The sequence below is a fragment of the Streptomyces actinomycinicus genome (genome assembly GCF_016741775.1).
Taxonomy (GTDB): Bacteria; Actinomycetota; Actinomycetes; order Streptomycetales; family Streptomycetaceae; genus Streptomyces; species Streptomyces actinomycinicus.
Genome location: NZ_JAERRK010000015.1, coordinates 121,560 through 137,814, shown reverse-complemented (window position 1 = coordinate 137,814; position 16,255 = coordinate 121,560). Strand labels below are relative to the sequence as shown.

Annotated in this window: 16 protein-coding genes and 2 tRNA genes; 7 read left to right on the top strand and 11 right to left on the bottom strand. The window is 71.7% G+C overall.

Features of this window, described 5'->3' with window-relative positions:
- The first annotated feature begins 124 nt into the window (after positions 1-124).
- Entirely contained in the window at positions 125-2,326 is a 2,202-nt protein-coding gene (locus JK359_RS25885; protein WP_201840294.1) for an elongation factor G-like protein EF-G2, read from the top strand.
- 212 nt (positions 2,327-2,538) lie between these two features.
- The gene (locus tag JK359_RS25880; protein WP_201840291.1) at positions 2,539-4,185 is read left to right on the top strand and encodes an AbeC-like domain-containing protein; all 1,647 of its coding nucleotides are present in this window, start codon (positions 2,539-2,541) and stop codon (positions 4,183-4,185) included.
- A 257-nt stretch (positions 4,186-4,442) separates the two neighbouring features.
- Here the strand turns inward: JK359_RS25880 and JK359_RS25875 are convergent, their stop codons facing one another.
- Positions 4,443-4,994: an HIT family protein gene (locus JK359_RS25875; RefSeq protein WP_236678428.1), complete on the bottom strand. Its 552-nt coding sequence runs from the start codon at positions 4,992-4,994 to the stop codon at positions 4,443-4,445.
- Between the two features lie 79 nt (positions 4,995-5,073).
- Here JK359_RS25875 and JK359_RS25870 point away from each other — a divergent pair, with 79 nt between their 5' ends.
- Positions 5,074-5,730 (top strand): potassium channel family protein, encoded by a 657-nt coding sequence (locus JK359_RS25870; RefSeq protein WP_201840285.1) that lies wholly within the window; start codon positions 5,074-5,076, stop codon positions 5,728-5,730.
- 36 nt (positions 5,731-5,766) lie between these two features.
- Here JK359_RS25870 and thrS read toward each other — a convergent pair whose 3' ends face one another.
- The 3 genes from thrS to JK359_RS25855 all read right to left on the bottom strand — a co-directional run bounded on the left by thrS (position 5,767) and on the right by JK359_RS25855 (position 9,638).
- Positions 5,767-7,743: a threonine--tRNA ligase gene (gene thrS, locus JK359_RS25865; RefSeq protein WP_201840283.1), complete on the bottom strand. Its 1,977-nt coding sequence runs from the start codon at positions 7,741-7,743 to the stop codon at positions 5,767-5,769.
- Between the two features lie 99 nt (positions 7,744-7,842).
- The gene (locus tag JK359_RS25860) at positions 7,843-9,075 is read right to left on the bottom strand and encodes a hypothetical protein (RefSeq protein ID WP_201840281.1); all 1,233 of its coding nucleotides are present in this window, start codon (positions 9,073-9,075) and stop codon (positions 7,843-7,845) included.
- Entirely contained in the window at positions 9,072-9,638 is a 567-nt protein-coding gene (locus tag JK359_RS25855; protein WP_201840279.1) for a DUF4365 domain-containing protein, read from the bottom strand. Before JK359_RS25855 ends, JK359_RS25860 begins: the two co-directional genes overlap by 4 nt.
- Before the next feature lie 168 nt (positions 9,639-9,806).
- Between JK359_RS25855 and JK359_RS25850 the strand changes: the two genes are divergently transcribed.
- Entirely contained in the window at positions 9,807-10,532 is a 726-nt protein-coding gene (locus JK359_RS25850; RefSeq protein WP_201840450.1) for a 3'-5' exonuclease, read from the top strand.
- Between the two features lie 79 nt (positions 10,533-10,611).
- Here the strand turns inward: JK359_RS25850 and JK359_RS25845 are convergent.
- From JK359_RS25845 to JK359_RS25830, 4 genes are all read right to left on the bottom strand, one after another.
- Positions 10,612-10,683, bottom strand: a tRNA-Val gene (locus tag JK359_RS25845).
- 39 nt (positions 10,684-10,722) lie between these two features.
- Positions 10,723-11,169, bottom strand: coding sequence for an SRPBCC family protein (locus JK359_RS25840; RefSeq protein WP_201840277.1), 447 nt, complete (start codon positions 11,167-11,169; stop codon positions 10,723-10,725).
- A 533-nt stretch (positions 11,170-11,702) separates the two neighbouring features.
- Positions 11,703-11,774: transfer RNA gene (locus JK359_RS25835), tRNA-Val, on the bottom strand.
- Positions 11,775-11,858: 84 nt separating this feature from the next.
- Positions 11,859-12,341, bottom strand: coding sequence for a TIGR02611 family protein (locus JK359_RS25830; protein WP_201840275.1), 483 nt, complete (start codon positions 12,339-12,341; stop codon positions 11,859-11,861).
- Between the two features lie 191 nt (positions 12,342-12,532).
- Here JK359_RS25830 and JK359_RS25825 point away from each other — a divergent pair, with 191 nt between their 5' ends.
- Together JK359_RS25825 and JK359_RS25820 are read left to right on the top strand one after the other, a co-directional pair.
- A complete protein-coding gene (locus JK359_RS25825) occupies positions 12,533-12,946 on the top strand; it encodes an SsgA family sporulation/cell division regulator (RefSeq protein ID WP_004002642.1) in 414 nt (137 codons plus the stop codon).
- 309 nt (positions 12,947-13,255) lie between these two features.
- On the top strand, positions 13,256-13,816 hold the full coding sequence (locus JK359_RS25820; RefSeq protein ID WP_201840273.1) for a CGNR zinc finger domain-containing protein: 561 nt from the start codon (positions 13,256-13,258) through the stop codon (positions 13,814-13,816).
- 71 nt (positions 13,817-13,887) lie between these two features.
- Here JK359_RS25820 and JK359_RS25815 read toward each other — a convergent pair whose 3' ends face one another.
- Positions 13,888-14,040, bottom strand: a complete 153-nt coding sequence (locus JK359_RS25815) for a hypothetical protein (RefSeq protein ID WP_184971216.1) — start codon at positions 14,038-14,040, stop codon at positions 13,888-13,890.
- Positions 14,041-14,195: 155 nt separating this feature from the next.
- Positions 14,196-14,636 (bottom strand): hypothetical protein, encoded by a 441-nt coding sequence (locus JK359_RS25810; protein WP_201840270.1) that lies wholly within the window; start codon positions 14,634-14,636, stop codon positions 14,196-14,198.
- Between the two features lie 190 nt (positions 14,637-14,826).
- Between JK359_RS25810 and JK359_RS25805 the strand changes: the two genes are divergently transcribed.
- Positions 14,827-15,360 (top strand): DsbA family protein, encoded by a 534-nt coding sequence (locus tag JK359_RS25805; protein ID WP_201840267.1) that lies wholly within the window; start codon positions 14,827-14,829, stop codon positions 15,358-15,360.
- A gap of 21 nt (positions 15,361-15,381) precedes the next feature.
- Here JK359_RS25805 and JK359_RS25800 read toward each other — a convergent pair whose 3' ends face one another.
- Positions 15,382-16,206 carry a GNAT family N-acetyltransferase gene (locus tag JK359_RS25800; protein ID WP_201840265.1) on the bottom strand — a complete coding sequence of 275 codons (825 nt, stop codon included), beginning with the start codon at positions 16,204-16,206 and terminating at the stop codon, positions 15,382-15,384.
- Positions 16,207-16,255: the final 49 nt, after the last annotated feature.

The window sequence follows — 16,255 nt, the reverse complement described above, 5'->3', positions numbered from 1 at the left end:
TATGGACGCAACGTGACGGGAGTGGAAAGCTCGAATAACCGCGGGCGTCGCCGGAGCCGCCGCAGCACGCGGGTCCCGCGTGTCCGCGCCCACAGTGACCTCACCGTGCACGGGAGGCAGGATCATGGGCGACAAGGCACAGACTCACCACCCCGGGGCCGCCGGCAGGGCTCTGGCGGCCGACCAACCCGCGTCCGTACGGAATGTGGTGCTGGTCGGCCACTCCGGTTCGGGCAAGACGACTCTGGTGGAGGCCCTCGCACTCACCGCGGGGGCGGTGAACCGGGCAGGCCGCGTCGAGGACGGCGGCACCGTCTCGGACTACGACGACATCGAGCACCGCCAGCAGCGCTCGGTGCAGCTCTCGCTGGTGCCGGTCGAGTGGGACGGCATCAAGATCAACCTGCTGGACACCCCCGGGTACGCCGACTTCGTCGGTGAGCTGCGGGCCGGTCTGCGCGCCGCGGACGCGGCCCTCTTCGTGGTCTCGGCCTCGGACGGCGTGGACGGCTCGACGCGGATGGTGTGGGAGGAGTGCGCGGCGGTCGGCATGCCCCGCGCCATCGTGATCACGCACCTGGAGTCCGCGCGCGCGGACTTCGAGGAGATGACCCGGATCTGCGCCGAGGCGTTCGGCGACGACGACCCCGACGCCGTCCTGCCGCTGTACCTGCCCCTGCGCGGCCCCGAGGGCCCCGACGGGCACGCGCCGGTGACCGGGCTGATCGGGCTGCTGTCGCAGAAGCTGTTCGACTACGCGTCCGGGGAGCGCAAGGAGTCCGAGCCCGGCGCGGACCAGTTGCCGGACATCGAGGAGGCCCGCAACCGGCTCATCGAGGGGATCATCGCCGAGAGCGAGGACGAGACCCTCATGGACCGCTACCTGGGCGGCGAGCAGGTCGACATCAAGACCCTCGTCCAGGACCTCGAGCGGGCCGTCGCCCGCGGCACCTTCCATCCCGTGCTGGCCGCCGCGCCCGCGGCGGAGGGCGCCAAGCAGGGCCTCGGCACGGTCGAGCTGCTGGAGCTGATCACCGGCGGCTTCCCGACCCCGTTCGAGCACCCGCTGCCCGGGGTCACCACCATCGACGGCAAGACGCGCGAGCTGAAGCCGTGCGACACCGAGGGGCCGCTGGTCGCCGAGGTCGTCAAGACCGCCTCGGACCCCTACGTCGGCCGGATCTCCCTGGTCCGCGTCTTCTCCGGCACCCTGCGCCCGGACCGGACGGTGCACGTCTCCGGGCACGGTCTGACCGACCGCGGCCACGAGGACCACGACGTCGACGAGAAGATCGGCGCCCTGTCCATGCCCTTCGGCCGGCAGCAGCGCCCGGTGACCCATGCCGTCGCCGGGGACCTGGTGTGCGTGGCCAAGCTGGGCCGTGCCGAGACCGGGGACACGATCTCCGCCAAGGACGACCCGCTGCTGGTGGAACCCTGGCAGATGCCCGACCCGCTGCTGCCGCTCGCCATCCACGCGCACAGCAAGGCCGACGAGGACAAGCTCTCCCAGGGCCTGTCCCGGCTGGTCGCCGAGGACCCGACCATGCGCCTGGAGCAGAACCAGGACACCCACCAGGTGGTCCTGTGGTGTCTGGGCGAGGCGCATGCCGACGTCGCCCTGGAGCGGCTGCGCAGCCGCTACGGCGTCCAGGTCGACGTCGTCCCGCACCGGGTCTCCCTGCGGGAGACGTTCGCGAACCGGGCTGCCGGCCGCGGCCGGCACGTGAAGCAGTCCGGCGGCCACGGCCAGTACGCCATCTGCGAGATCGAGGTGGAGCCGCTGCCGGGCGGCTCGGGCATCGAGTTCGTGGACAAGGTGGTCGGCGGAGCGGTGCCCCGCCAGTTCATCCCGTCCGTCGAGAAGGGCGTACGGGCCCAGGCCGCCAAGGGCGTCGCGGCCGGCTATCCGCTGGTGGACGTGCGGGTCACGCTGCTGGACGGCAAGGCCCACTCGGTGGACTCCTCCGACGCCGCCTTCCAGACTGCGGGCGCGCTGGCGCTGCGGGAGGCCGCGGCGGACGCGAAGATCCATCTGCTGGAGCCGGTCGCGGAGGTCACCGTGCTGGTCGGCGACGACTACGTGGGCCCCGTGATGAGCGACCTCTCCGGCCGGCGCGGCCGGCTGCTCGGCACCGAGCAGGTCGGCTCCGGGCGGACCCTGATCCGCGCCGAGGTACCCGAGTTCGAGATCGGCCGGTACGCCGTCGACCTGCGCTCGCTCTCGCACGGCACGGCCCGCTTCGACCGGAACTACGCCCGGCACGAGCCGATGCCGCCGCAGATCGCCGAACGCATCCGCGAACAGGCGGGCGACGAGGCGTAGTCGGAGCGCGTCCCGCTCAGCGCGCGGGCGGGCGGCTTCGGCCGTCCGCCCGCGGGCTGTCGGTGCCGGCGGATACGCTGATCACCTGATCACGTCGTGCCGCAACGGTCCGGCCGTCGTCGGACATCGGGGCGACGGCCGGTTCAACAGGTGTGCGGAGCAAGGAAGTCGGGAAGGCCGCAGGAGCGACACCGGCGGCGATGGGGGCGGGAATGTCGTTTGGAACGGAGTGGGACGGGCCCCAGGTGCCCGTCTCGGGCGACGAGGGGCAGGCGGCGACCTCCGCGCTGGCCTCCGCGGCGTACCGGGACAGCCCGGTCGAGGAGATCAAGAAGGCCGACAACGAGTGGCACCAGTCGACCGTGAAGGCCGGGCGGGTCAAGCTGTTCCGTCCCAATCTCGGTGAGGCCTTCTCCCGGGCCCTGGTCGACCGGATGCTGGCCCCCGGCCGCAAGCCGCTCATCCAGTCCTTCGGCTCCGAACCCCGCTTCGTGGTGGAACACGCGCTGGCCGCCAACAACATCCGCCGGGAGCGGGACAACCTCCTGACCGCCGTCACGGTCGTGTGCGGTCTGCTGTTCCTGCCCGGGATGATCGGCTGGCTGCTCGTCTTCCAGCTGCGGACCTTCGTCGCCAGCCGCGACGACAAGCGGGCCGGGTCGCTGGCCACCGCGCTGCTGCTGGGCGTCGGCGTGCTCGCCGCCCTGTTCCTGATCAAGATGCCGTTCACCGGTTTCTGGGGGTGGTACGCGCGCGCGTCCGTCGTGGTCCCCGTGCTCGGCTGGTTCTGGGCCAAGCGGATCTGCGAGCGCACCGCGAAGGATCTGCGGGCCCGCTGGGACGGTCTGCTCTCCGGCACCAGCGTCGGCGCCAAGGTCCCGGAGGCCGTGCCGCGCGGGCCCGGCCAGACCGCCGCCGAGGAGCTGCGCCAGGCACTGGCCCGGCTCAGCGCCGAACAGCAGTCCAACTCCGTCTTCTACGCCGGCCCCAAGGGCATACTCGGCATGGGCACCCGGTGGGGTGCGTGGCAGCTCGCCGAGGAGCTGGTGCCCGCCGAGGCCGGCCGGGAGATCCATCCCTTCCGCAGCTGGGACGTCGTACGCGCGATCCACGACCAGCTGGCGCTGCTGGAGCGCGGCCCGCTGAACACGGGCGGCTTCCCCAAGCCGTCGATACGGCACTGGATCGTCACGCCCATCGGCGAGAAGGCCGCGGCGGTGTCCCGGCCCGAGGGCACCGACGTGGAGGCCTTCCAGGTCAAGCCGCACGCCATACAGGAGATCTGCAACAAGCAGCAGTTCGGCAGCGGCGACCGGCACTACCTCGGCGTGCAGTGGACGCTGTGGGACGGGCAGCTGGTCATCACCATGCTGATCACGGTCACGGTGCTGCACGAGACGCTGCGCATCGAGGTCACCGGGCACGCGCTGGGACCGGTGAACCCGCTGTTCACCAGCAAGCCGGAGGCGCCGACCAAGGAGGTCGCCAAGTCCCTCAAGCCCTGGGAGAACCGCACGGTCAAGCTGCCGCTGGTCACCACCGACGAGGTCGTACGGCTGGCCGTGCGCGCCCCGCTGACCTGGTACCCGCCCCTGCTGAACTGGCTCGGCGGCTCGCTCGGCCTGCCCGAGCCGTTCGGGCTGCGGCACGCCTGGGCCGACCAGCCGTGGCGGCACCGCTTCATGGCCGACGACGCGCTGCGCGCCGCCACGCCGGTGCTGCGTGTGGTGCACTCGGCCGCGATCAGGGTGCTGAAGGAGAACGGCGTGGACACCGAGAAGTTCGGTGCCCGCTCGGCGTTCCTCAGCGGCAACGTCCAGGATCCGTCACCGAGGAAGGCCGACCTGTACGACGCGTGAGCCGCCGGCCTTACGGTGCGTGAGCCTCCGGCCTTTACGGTGCGTGAGCCTCCGGCGGTTCGGCCGCGGGGCTTGGCGGTTCGGCCGGGGGGCTCGGCGGTTCGGCCGCGGGGCTCGGCGGTTCGGCCGGGGCGCGGGCGCGGGTGCGTGAAGGCGCGGTTCCTGGGGGCCGCCGCCCCCGGACCCCCGCTGCGGCCGTGGACGGCCTCGCCCTCGGACCCCGGACAGGCTCCTTGTCCGCTGCCGGCCAGGCGCTCCTAGTCCGCGGTCGGCCACGCCTCCGCCAGCATCTTCCTGGTGTCGGCCAGCAGCTGCGGCAGCACCCTGGTGTGGCCCACCACCGGCATGAAGTTCGTGTCGCCGCCCCAGCGCGGGACGATGTGCTGGTGCAGGTGGGCCGCGATGCCGGCGCCCGCCACCCCGCCCTGGTTCATGCCGATGTTGAACCCGTGCGCGCCGGACGCCGTGCGCAGGGCGGTCATCGCCTGCTTGGTCAGCTCGGCCAGCTCGATGGTCTCGGGACCGGTCAGGTCGGTGTAGTCGGCGACGTGCCGGTAGGGCACGGTCATCAGGTGGCCGCCGTTGTACGGATAGAGGTTCAGCACGGCGTAGACGTGGTCACCGCGCCGGACGACGAGCCCGTCCTCGTCGGACTTGGCCGGGATCGAGCAGAAGGGGCAGCCGTCGTCCGCTCCGGGACCGGTCGGCTTGTTCTCGCCCTGGATGTAGGCCATCCGGTGGGGCGTCCACAGACGCTGGAACGCGTCCTGGGTCCCCACTCCGATCTGCTGTTCCGGCTCACTCGTCATGCTACGCAGCATATGGCGTCACCCCTGCCCGGCGTGTCGCCGGGGCGGTCTCGCGGCGCTCTCCGGCCAAGCTTGGCCGGTGGACGACGACAGCCGTACTGCACGTTGGGGTCAGGACACCGAGGTCCCCCTGTTCGCGGCGGCCCTGCTCTTCCTGGCCGCCTATGCCACGCGCGTCCTGGCCACCGGCCTGCCCGACTTCTGGCGGGACCTGTGCTGGTTCGTCATGCTCGCCCTGTGGCTGGTGTTCGCCGCGGACTACGCGGTGCGCTGGCGGCTCAGCGGGCAGGGCCCTCGCTTCGTCGTCAGCCATGCGATGCTCACGCTGGTGGTGGTCCTGCCGCTGCTGCGCCCGCTGCGCATCGTGCCGCTGTACGAGGAGGTGCAGCGCCGGCGCGGTCAGCCCCGGGTCTCGCTGTACGCGCGGGTGATCTCCTACGCGGGCCTGTCCACCCTGCTCCTGGGCTTCTCCGGTGCCCTCACGGTCTACCAGGCGGAGCGCGGGGCGCCCGGTACCACCATGCACACGTTCGGGGACGCCGTGTGGTGGGCCGCCTCGACCCTCAGCACGGTCGGGTACGGCGACGTCGTGCCGGTGACCTTCCTCGGCCGGGCGCTCGCGATCGTGATGATGGCCTGCGGCCTCGCCCTGCTGGGCGCGGTGACGGGTTCCTTCTCGGGCTGGCTGATGCGGATCTTCACGCGGGAGAGCGACGAAGAGCCCCCGGGGAGCTGAACCCCCCGGGGGCCCTCGGACGGGGCGGGCGCCGGATCAGACCTGGGCGCGCTCCTCCACGACCTTCGCGATCTTGGCGATGGCCTCGTCGAACGGGATGCCGTTCTCCTGGGAACCGTCGCGGTAGCGGAAGGACACCGAACCGTTCGACATGTCCTCGTCGCCCGCGATGACCATGAAGGGCACCTTCTGCTTCTGGGCGTTGCGGATCTTCTTCTGCATACGGTCCGAGGAGGAGTCCACCTCGACGCGCAGGCCCTTCTTCCGGGCCGCGGCCGCGAACTTCTCCAGGTACTCCACGTGCGCGTCGCCGATCGGGATGCCGAGCGCCTGGACCGGGGCCAGCCACGCCGGGAAGGCGCCCGCGTAGTGCTCCAGCAGTACGGCGAAGAAGCGCTCGATGGAACCGAACAGGGCGCGGTGGATCATGACCGGGCGCTGCTTGGAGCCGTCCGGGCCGGTGTACTCCAGGTTGAAGCGCTCGGGCAGGTTGAAGTCGAGCTGGATGGTCGACATCTGCCAGGTCCGGCCGATGGCGTCCTTGGCCTGGACGGAGATCTTCGGGCCGTAGAAGGCGGCGCCGCCCGGGTCGGGCACGAGGGGCAGGCCCTGCTTCTCGGCGACCTGGCGCAGGGTCTCGGTCGCCTCCTCCCAGACCTCGTCGGAGCCGACGAACTTCTCCGGGTCCTTGGTGGACAGCTCCAGGTAGAAGTCGGTGAGGCCGTAGTCGCGCAGCAGGCCGAGGACGAAGGTGAGCGTCTTGTCCAGCTCCTCGGACATCTGCTCACGGGTGCAGTAGATGTGCGCGTCGTCCTGCGTGAAGCCGCGGGCCCGGGTCAGGCCGTGCACGACGCCCGACTTCTCGTACCGGTACACGGTCCCGAACTCGAACAGGCGCAGCGGCAGTTCGCGGTAGGAGCGGCCGCGCGCGTCGAAGATCAGGTTGTGCATCGGGCAGTTCATGGGCTTGAGGTAGTAGTCCACGCCCTCGTCGAGCTGCATGGGCGGGTACATGCCCTCGGCGTACCAGTCCAGGTGCCCCGACGTCTCGAAGAGCTTCCCCTTCGTGGCGTGCGGGGTGTAGACGAACTCGTAGCCCTCTTCCTCGTGGCGGCGCCGCGAGTAGTCCTCCATGACCCGGCGGACGATGCCGCCCTTGGGGTGGAAGACGGCGAGGCCGGAGCCGATCTGCTCCGGGATGGAGAACAGGTCCAGTTCGTTGCCCAGCTTGCGGTGGTCGCGCTTCTCGGCCTCGGCGAGGAAGTCCAGGTACGCCTTCAGCTCGTCCTTGGACGGCCAGGCGGTGCCGTAGATGCGCTGGAGCATCGGGTTCTTCTCGCTGCCGCGCCAGTAGGCGGCCGCGTTGCGCATCAGCTTGAACGCCGGGATCAGGCGGGTCGAGGGCAGGTGCGGACCGCGGCAGAGGTCCTTCCAGCACAGCTCGCCGGTCTTGGCGTCCAGGTTGTCGTAGATCGTCAGCTCGCCGGCGCCCACCTCGACGTCCGCGCCGTCGTCGTGCGAGGCCGAGCCCTTGAGGCCGATCAGCTCCAGCTTGTACGGCTCGTCCGCCAGCTCGTCGCGGGCGGCCTCGTCGGTGACGGCCCGGCGGGCGAACTTCTGCCCGCGCTTCTGGATCTCCTGCATCTTCTTCTCGATGGCCTTGAGATCCTCGGGCGTGAACGGCTTCTCGACGTCGAAGTCGTAGTAGAAGCCGTCCTTCACGGGCGGGCCGATGCCCAGCTTGGCCTCGGGGAACAGTTCCTGCACGGCCTGCGCCATGACGTGCGCGGTGGAGTGGCGCAGGATGTTCAGGCCGTCCTCGGAGGAGATCTCGACGCCCTCGACCTCGTCGCCCTCGGACAGTTCGTACGTGAGGTCCTTCAGCTCGCCGCCCACACGCGCGGCGATGATCGAGCGCTCGCCCGCGAAGAGGTCGGCGGCCGTAGTGCCCGTCGTCACCACGCGTTCTTCCCGCTCGGAATCGCGTTGGATGATCACACGGACGTCTGACACCGGTCTCTCCTGACTGAAGGTGGGGTGCGGCGCCATACCAGGAGCGCGCGCACAGGCGATCGTACCGACCCGACGGCACCGACCGCGAAACGGTCACCCTCAGTCCTCGTCCCCGTACGCTTCCCCGCACGCCTCCTCGAAGAAGTCGAGGTTCTCCTGCAGGGCCTTCATCAGCCGGTCCCGCTCGCCCTCGTCGACCTGCACGGGTACGACCCCGGAGGCGCCGGTCAGCCGGCGGAAGCCGCCCCGGCGCTCCAGCCTGCCGTGCACGCGCACCGGGAGTCCGACGAGGTGGGCGTGGCCGGCGATGCGGTAGTCCTCCTCGTCGAGGGTGACGCGGACGTGCGGGACCTCTGCTCCGGCGAGGACACGCAGTCGTACGGTCCCCTCGCCGCCGGGGCCGGAGCGCCGCATGCGGACGACTGCGCCGGTGACGCGGACCGGGACCGAGGGTTCCTCGCGGAGGTAGCGGGCGGCGGCCTCGCGCAGCACGGGTAGGTCGCCGGGCGAGAACTCGACGGGCTCCGCGGCGGAGGCGCAGCCGTCGGGGGCTTGGGTGCCGGGTGCCCAGGCGACGGCGACGCGGGCGCCCTCGGTGCCGCGGACCAGGGTGGTGAGCGCCTCGGTGAGTTCGCGGCTGACGCCCGCTTCGACGGCGCCGTCGAAGGCGTCCATGCCGCCGGTGGCCCGCTGGTAGTCGATCGCCTCGCGGGCGGCGTGGAGGGCCTGGTGGAGGCGGACGGCCAGGGGGCGGCCGGTGGGGACGGGGGCGAACGCGGTGAGGGTGCGGCCCTCGGCGGCGGGTCCGACGAGGACCTCGTCCAGGAGGGCCGTGGCGGCGCGGCGGTGGCGGGCGCCGTAGTAGCCGGCACGCGCGCGGGTGGCGAGTGCGGCGGCGAGCAGCATCTGCCGGGCCGCGCCGCGCAGGTGCTCGCCGGCGGACCAGGGGGCGGCGCCGGCGGGGCCGCTCGGGGTGTCGCGCCACCAGCGGATCTCGTCGCTGGGCACGGCCAGCGAGATCAGCACCTCGCGCGCGGCGGAGGTGCCGTTGCGGGCGAGGGCGTCGAGCGCCTCGCCGAGCAGGTCGTCGCTGTCGGGGAAGGCGCGGCTCTCGGGGACGAGCAGGCTGGTCCCGCCGCCGCCGGGGCCGGGCGGGGTCCAGCGGCCGTAGCGGCCGGCCGCTCCCCCTCGCCGCTGCCAGCCGTGCCGGTGCAGCAGGGCGCCGAGCACGGCGGGGTCCACGTCGGCGGGGTGCGGCGGCCGGTTCCAGGGCTGGTCGCCGGGGTGCGGCCGGACCTGCCGCAGCGGCTCTTCGGAGGGACGGTTCCTCATGGCCTGCCTCCCGTCCCGACCCGCGTCATGATCTCGCAGAGGGCCCGGTCGTCGAAGATGCGCGAGGTCGGTATCCGCACGGTGGTCCGGTGCCGGCCGGTGACGGGCTGGCCGGCGAGGTTGGCCCAGTAGCAGCAGTGCCTGAGGTCGAGCCGGTCGTGGCTGGCGCGCAGCCAGTCGTCCTGGGAGCGCGGGACCAGCATGACGACCAGGATCTTGTGCACCGAGACGGGTGTGCGGGCGAGCTTGCGCAGGTGGTCGTTGTCGAGGGTGAAGGAGAAGAAGCGCCCGGGCGGGCTGGGCGCGATCTGGTAGGTGGCCTTCAGCTGCACCTTGATGGTGACCTCGTCGTCGACGGTGTGTCCGGGTGCGCTGTGGCTGACGTGCCAGTCGATGCCGTTGTCCGGAAAGGGCTGGGACAGCGAGCAGCCGGCCGCGGCGGCGACCGCGTGGAGATAGCCGACCTGCAGTGTCTCCATGCAGGCGGTGGTGGCGAGCGTGCCGCGAAGGGTGCCCGGACGGTCGGGCAGCAGCCCGCCCCGCTCGGGCTGCGCTATGGCCATGACCGACAGCCTTCCAAGCCAAGAGTTTCCCCGCTGCGGGCCGCTGAACTGCAAAGACCCGCACTCCTGTTGTGTCCGGCCGGCGTACGGCGCAAACGGCCCGGGTATCACCAAACGGGCAGAAGACGGAACGTCACCTGCCGTGGGTGAACAAGGAGTTGGATGAGGATGACGACCTGGTACGAGGGGCCGCTGGCCGCCTTCGACACGGAGACGACGGGCGTGGACGTCGAGACCGACCGGATCGTGTCGGCCGCCGTCGTCGTCCAGGACGCGCCGGGAACCCGGCCCCGGGTGACCAGCTGGCTGGTGAACCCGGGTGTGCCGGTGCCGGAGTCCGCGACGGCGGTGCACGGGCTGACGGAGGAGCACCTGCAGCACAACGGGCGCTGGCCGGCTCCGGTGATGTACGAGATAGCCGAGCAGCTGGCCGAGCACGCGGCGCTGGGCCGGCCGCTGGTGGTGATGAACGCGCCGTTCGATCTGACGTTGCTGGACCGGGAGTTGCGCCGGCACCGGGCGTCCTCGCTGGACCGCTGGTTCGAGTCGATGCCGCTGACGGTGCTGGACCCGCGGGTGCTGGACAAGCATCTGGACCGGTACCGCAAGGGCCGCCGCACTCTGACCGACCTGTGCGCGCACTACGGCGTGACGCTGCAGGGGGCGCACGACGCGGCGGCGGACGCGTTGGCCGCGCTGGACGTCGTACGGGCGGTGGGCCGCCGGTTCGCGACCCGGATGGAGCGCCTCTCCCCCGCCGAGCTGCACACGCTCCAGGCCAATTGGCACGCGGCGCAGGCGCGCGGGCTGCAGGCGTGGTTCGCGCGCAGCGGCTCGACGGAGATCGTCAGCACGGAGTGGCCGCTGCGGCCGGAGCTGCCCGCGGCTGCGTGAGCTGCGCGGCACGGGCCACAAAAAGAAGAGAGCGACGTGGTCCGCGTATACGGCGGACACACGTCGCTCTCCCCGAGCGTGGGCGATACTGGGTTCGAACCAGTGACCTCTTCGGTGTGAACGAAGCGCTCTCCCACTGAGCTAATCGCCCGGGAACGCACTGAACAATACAGGCCCGGGCGCCGTTCCTTCAAACCGCTTCCAGCCGGCGCCGCAGTCCACGCCGGCCGGCGCGCATCATCAGCGCGTGGTTGGCGCGGAAGACGGGCCGTCCCGGGACGGAGAGCAGCCTGAGCAGGGGTTTGCGCACCTCGACCTCCTGGTCGTACCGGGCGAGGGTGCCGGGGCCGCCGGCGGTGACGGTCCAGCGCGACCAGCCCTCGATGTCGCCGGAGAGCGCGGCCTCCAGGACGCCGGCGGCCGGGTCGCGGCGGATCTCGCGCACGGTGAACGTGATCGCGTACGGCAGCACGGACCGGACGGTGATCATGCCGGTGCCGTCGTCCCGGCGGGTCGCCGACCGCACCTGCGGCCACCAGCGGGGGTAGTCCTCGGCCCGTTCCAGGGCCGCGTACACGACGGCCGGCGGAGCGGGCAGCGACCACAGGCTGCGGAAGCGGTAGTGGTTGGGGTGCATGGCCCGAGTGTGCCCCGGAAGGCTCCTGAAGAAGGTGCATAAATCTGAGTACGCGTACTCATGCACCGAGCCGCGCCCCCCGGCACACTCGGGGCAAGAGCGCCGCCGCCCGTGCGACGGCGCTCCCCCACTCCCGCAGGGTCCTCCTGCCGATGACGGGCGCACCGACGACGGACGCCATGGTCGCGGAGTCGACCGGAATTCCGCGCTCCTCACCGTCGGCCCGGCCGACTCCCCCAGATCCGCACGGAAGTGACCGCGGCTCAGATTGCGGGGAGCCTGTGCCCGGGGCCGGAGATCGAGGGGAATTCCTCGCTTGTCGTATTTCCCAAGGAAAGTGACGGCGTTTCGGAAAACACCGGGGGGATTTCCGCCGATGCTCCGGTCCGGCCGTCAGCAGGCGGTCCGGGCGCACACACGCCGACGGGCCACACACGCCGACGGACAACACACGCGCCGTCCGGCCGTACGCGGTCCGGGCGCACACACGCCGACGGCCCACCTGCATCTCGCAGGTGGGCCGTCGGTCCGGGTGGGCGATACTGGGTTCGAACCAGTGACCTCTTCGGTGTGAACGAAGCGCTCTCCCACTGAGCTAATCGCCCGGGCGCAGGAAGAACATTACCCCATGTCAGGGGGTGCCTCCGACCAGGGGCCGGGCCGCCGGGCGGCCGGGCCCCGGGCACCGGTCACTGATCCTTGATCTTCCACGGCATGACGAGGCCGAACTTCCACAGGTAGACCCCGGCGAGCACGCCGATGATCACCAGTCCGATCACGGTCAGGGTGATGTTGCGGCGCCGCACCCTGGGGTCGAGGGCCCGCTGGGCCGCCTCGGTGACCTTGCGTTTGGTCCAGCGCAGCACGAGCTGGGCCCAGACGAACTCGGTCGCCCAGATCGCCATGCCACCGAAGATCACCACCCAGCCGGGTCCCGGCAGCGGCAGCATGACGATGCCGGCCGCGACCACGGCCAGGCCGACCACGAAGACGCCGACCTGCCAGCTCAGGTGCAGGGCCCGGCGCGCCTTGATGAATTCCGGCGCCCGGGAGCCGAGGCCCTGCTCGGCCTCCGGCCCCGCCTCCGGCCGGTCCGCGTCCACCTCGTCCGCCTCGTTCGCCTCGTCCGCCGCCACGGCGACCTCGCCCGGCTCGTCACTCCCCGTATTCATACACACAAACCCTACCCGAGCGAATCCGGTCACCGGAATGGTCGTAGGTCTGGTACGAGTTCTCGGCCGGAAGAGTTACGTAAACACACGCAAAACCCTCAGAGGGGTTTACAACGGCATCGTAGGTGGCATGTCGATTTCGCCGACGTGCGAATCCCCGAGCGCACACTGAGCGAAAGGCCCTGGCGCTTATGAACACCACGGTCAGCTGCGAGCTGCACCTGCGCCTCGTTGTGTCGAGCGAGTCCTCCCTGCCTGTCCCCGCAGGCCTGCGGTACGACACGGCCGACCCCTACGCCGTGCACGCCACCTTCCACACCGGAGCCGAGGAGACCGTCGAGTGGGTGTTCGCCCGCGACCTCCTCGCCGAAGGGCTTCACCGGCCCACCGGCACCGGCGACGTCCGCGTCTGGCCATCGCGCAGCCATGGTCAGGGCGTCGTGTGCATCGCCCTCAGCTCTCCGGAGGGGGAGGCGCTGCTCGAGGCCCCGGCGCGGGCCCTGGAGTCCTTCCTGAAGCGAACGGACGCCGCCGTGCCGCCCGGCACGGAACACCGGCACTTCGACCTGGATCAGGAGCTGTCGCACATCCTGGCGGAAAGCTAGGCCGCCACCCTTCCAAGCAGCCCGGCGCCGTCCACTCGGGGAGACGGCTCGGGCCAAGACAGCCGTACACGGCAGGGACCGACGCCGCCACCGTGAGTGATCACGGGGGCGGCGTCGGCCTGCTTCCGGACCATGATCGGACCGTCACCCTGTGTGACGCGCGTCGAGCGGGAGCGGGAACCCTTGACGGCACGGAGGCGTTCTACGGTCGAACCGGTCGGACAGGGGCCGGTGCAGTGGGCGCGGTAGTCGCTACCATCGGCCAGCATCGGCGGGCGCCCGCCCGACCCCCAGGCCAGGGAGCGAAACGTGCTGATCACCCACGACACCCGGTGCGCCCTCGACAGCGTGGTGGATCTGGTGAACACCGTGCCGGAGGACGACGCGGCGGCGGACGGACTGCCCGACGTCCAGGCTCTCGCAGATTTCGTACGAAGCCACCAGATCAGCGATGTCGGTGTGCTGTCCGAGTTCGATCTCTCAGCGGTGCGCAAGGTCCGGGGGCGTTTCGCCGCGATCTTCGCGGCCACCGATCCCCGCGCCGCGGCCGGGATGATCAACGAGCTGATCGCCGCGGCGGGCACCACCCCGCGCCTGACGGACCACGACGGCTACGACTGGCATGTGCACTACTTCGCCCCGGGTGCCTCCGTGGCCGACCATCTCGCGGCCGACTGCGGGATGGCGCTCGCCTTCTTCGTGGTGGCCGGGGAGCAGGAACGGCTCCGGCGCTGCGAGGCACCGGACTGCCGGCGCGCCTTCGTCGACCTGTCCCGCAACCGCTCGCGCCGCTACTGCGACAGCCGCACCTGCGGGAACCGGCTGCATGTCGCCGCCTACCGGGCCCGGCGCAAGGAAGCGACGGGCTGACCTGCGTCCGCGCGGACACGACGGATGCGACGTCGGTCCCGGCGGGTGGCGCCGGGACGGACGTGTACGGGTCACAGCAACAGCAGGTCGTGCAGCGCAGCCGTGAGGAGCAGACACCCGATCACCGCAAGGAAGATCATCAGCGGTGGCTGGGAGAGGGCGAAGAGGCACCCGCGAGGCTCGTCCTTGGGCGGCGCAGCCTCACTCTGTGTCGTGTCCAGCATCTCGCGGCCGATGATGGCGCACCCGGGTCACCGCACGCGATCACGAACGCTGATCTTGCGAGTCTGTGCCGAATACCCTCGGGTCCCGTTCGGCCGGTGATCGATTCCGCACGAGCGGATGCCGCACCGTGTCGTTTCAGCGAGTCATGTGACTGTCATATGCCGTGCTTCTTGAGGATGGCCTCGATGTCGCTGAAGTCCTCCGCCGGGGCGCCGGACCGGGGGGCCGCGGGGCGTGCCGCGGGCCGGGGCGCCTGCCCCAGCGAGGGCGCCGAGGCGCCGGGCGCCATGGTGTCCGGCCCGGACTGCCGGGCCGCCTTGCGTCCGGAGCCGGCGCCGGTGCGCCGGCGCTCCACGGCGCGGGTGCCGGCGAACAGGAGCCAGGCCGCGCCCAGGACTCCGAACCCGGCCCAGGCGGTGGGGCTGAAGGCGGTGTCGGCGAGCCAGCCGACGATTCCGGTCATCACCAGGCCGACCGGCACGAGCGAGTAGGCCGCGATGCGGGCGGCGGCCAGGAACCGCTTGCGATAGGCGGTGACCACCGCAATGCCCAGGCCCGCCGCGGACACGGCGGAGCAGACGGTCTCGGCAATCATCCGGTCCTCCTGGCAGGGCTCCCGTTGGTCCCTTCCATCCTGCACCGCCGGAGCCTCGCGAGGCCACGCCCCGGCCCGACATCAGGGAGATCTCCGGGTCACCTCCGCCGGCGGCCCCCGGACCACCGTTCTCGGGCGGTCCCGCGGTCCCGATTGGGTGGCCCGCGCCCTGCCTGGAAGACTGGGCCGCATGAGCGACTCCACCCCCGCACGCACCGAAGCCCTCGTCCTGGACGTCTGGTGCGAGCTGCAGTGCCCCGACTGCCGCACCGCCCTCGACGACGTCCGCGCCCTGCGCGACCGCTACGGCGACCGGCTGGAGCTGCGTCTGCGGCACTTCCCGCTCGAGAAGCACCAGCACGCCTTCGCCGCCGCCCAGGCCGCCGAGGAGGCGCTGGAGCAGGGCAAGGGCTGGGCGTACGTGGAGGCCGTGCTGGGACGGGTGGAGGAGCTGGACCGTACGGGAGAACCCTTCCTGGTCGAGGTGGCCCGGGAACTCGGCCTGGACGCCGAGGAGTTCGACACCGCGCTGATCGACGGCCGGCACATCCTGGTGGTCGACGCCGACCAGGCCGAGGGCAAGGCGATCGGCGTGTCCGGCACACCGACGTACGTCATCGACGGCGAACGCCTCGACGGCGGCAAGAGCCAGGAGGGGCTGCGCGCCCGGATCGTGGAGATCGTGGACCGGCTGCTGGCCGGCCGGTCCAGCGGGGCGGCCTGAGCTGCCTGAGCGGCCCGCGCTCTAGAGCAGGGGCTTCGTCAGGGTGCGGCTCACGGTCTCGTACCCGAGTGACGCGTAGAGCCGCTCGGCCGGGGTGTTGCCCGCGAACACGTTGAGGCCGAGGACCGGCCGGCCGGCCTCGATCGCCTGGCGCTCCGCCAGCAGCATGAGCGCACGGCCGTGTCCCCGGCCGCGGTGCGCCTCGTCCGCCGCGACGTCGAAGACGTAGGCCCGGGACTCCTCGAGGGCCACCCACAGGGTGCCCACCCGGCTGCCGTCGTGCTCCAGGACGCTGAAGAGCATCCCGTCGGTCGTGAGCCCGTCCGGCAGCAGGCGCGCGTGGTCGTCGCGGGCCTTGGCGCGGGCCGCGGCCTCGGGGATGCCGAGCGCGGTCCACGTGCGCGCGTACCGCTCGCTCTCGTGCTCCAGCCAGGTGTCGAACTCGGCCGCGGTCATGGGCCGCGCGTGACTGCCCGGCGGCAGTTCGGGCGCGGTGGTGCCGAGGTGTTTGTCCATGCCGCGGTTGCGCTCGGTGTAGCCGAGGGCGGCGAACAGGCGCAGCCCGGCATCCGCGGTGGCGGGGAGCACGATCCCGATCTCGGTGCAGCCCCATCCGCGGGCCACCTCCTCGGCGGCGAGCGCTGCCACGGTACCCCGGCCGCGGCGCCGGTCCGGCTCGGCGATCCTCAGGTCGTGGATGCGGGCCACCGTGTCGCCGAAGGCCGGCGCGGTGCCGAGGTGGATCTCGCCGACGGGACGGCTGTTCACGCACACCGTGTAGCGGCGGGAGCGGGTCCCGTCGGCGTTCCGCTGGAGCGGCTCGGCCGGCCGCAGGGTCGTGGTCACTCAGGTGTTCTACCCGCCACGGCCCCTCACGTCAGCCCGTTTTCCAGGC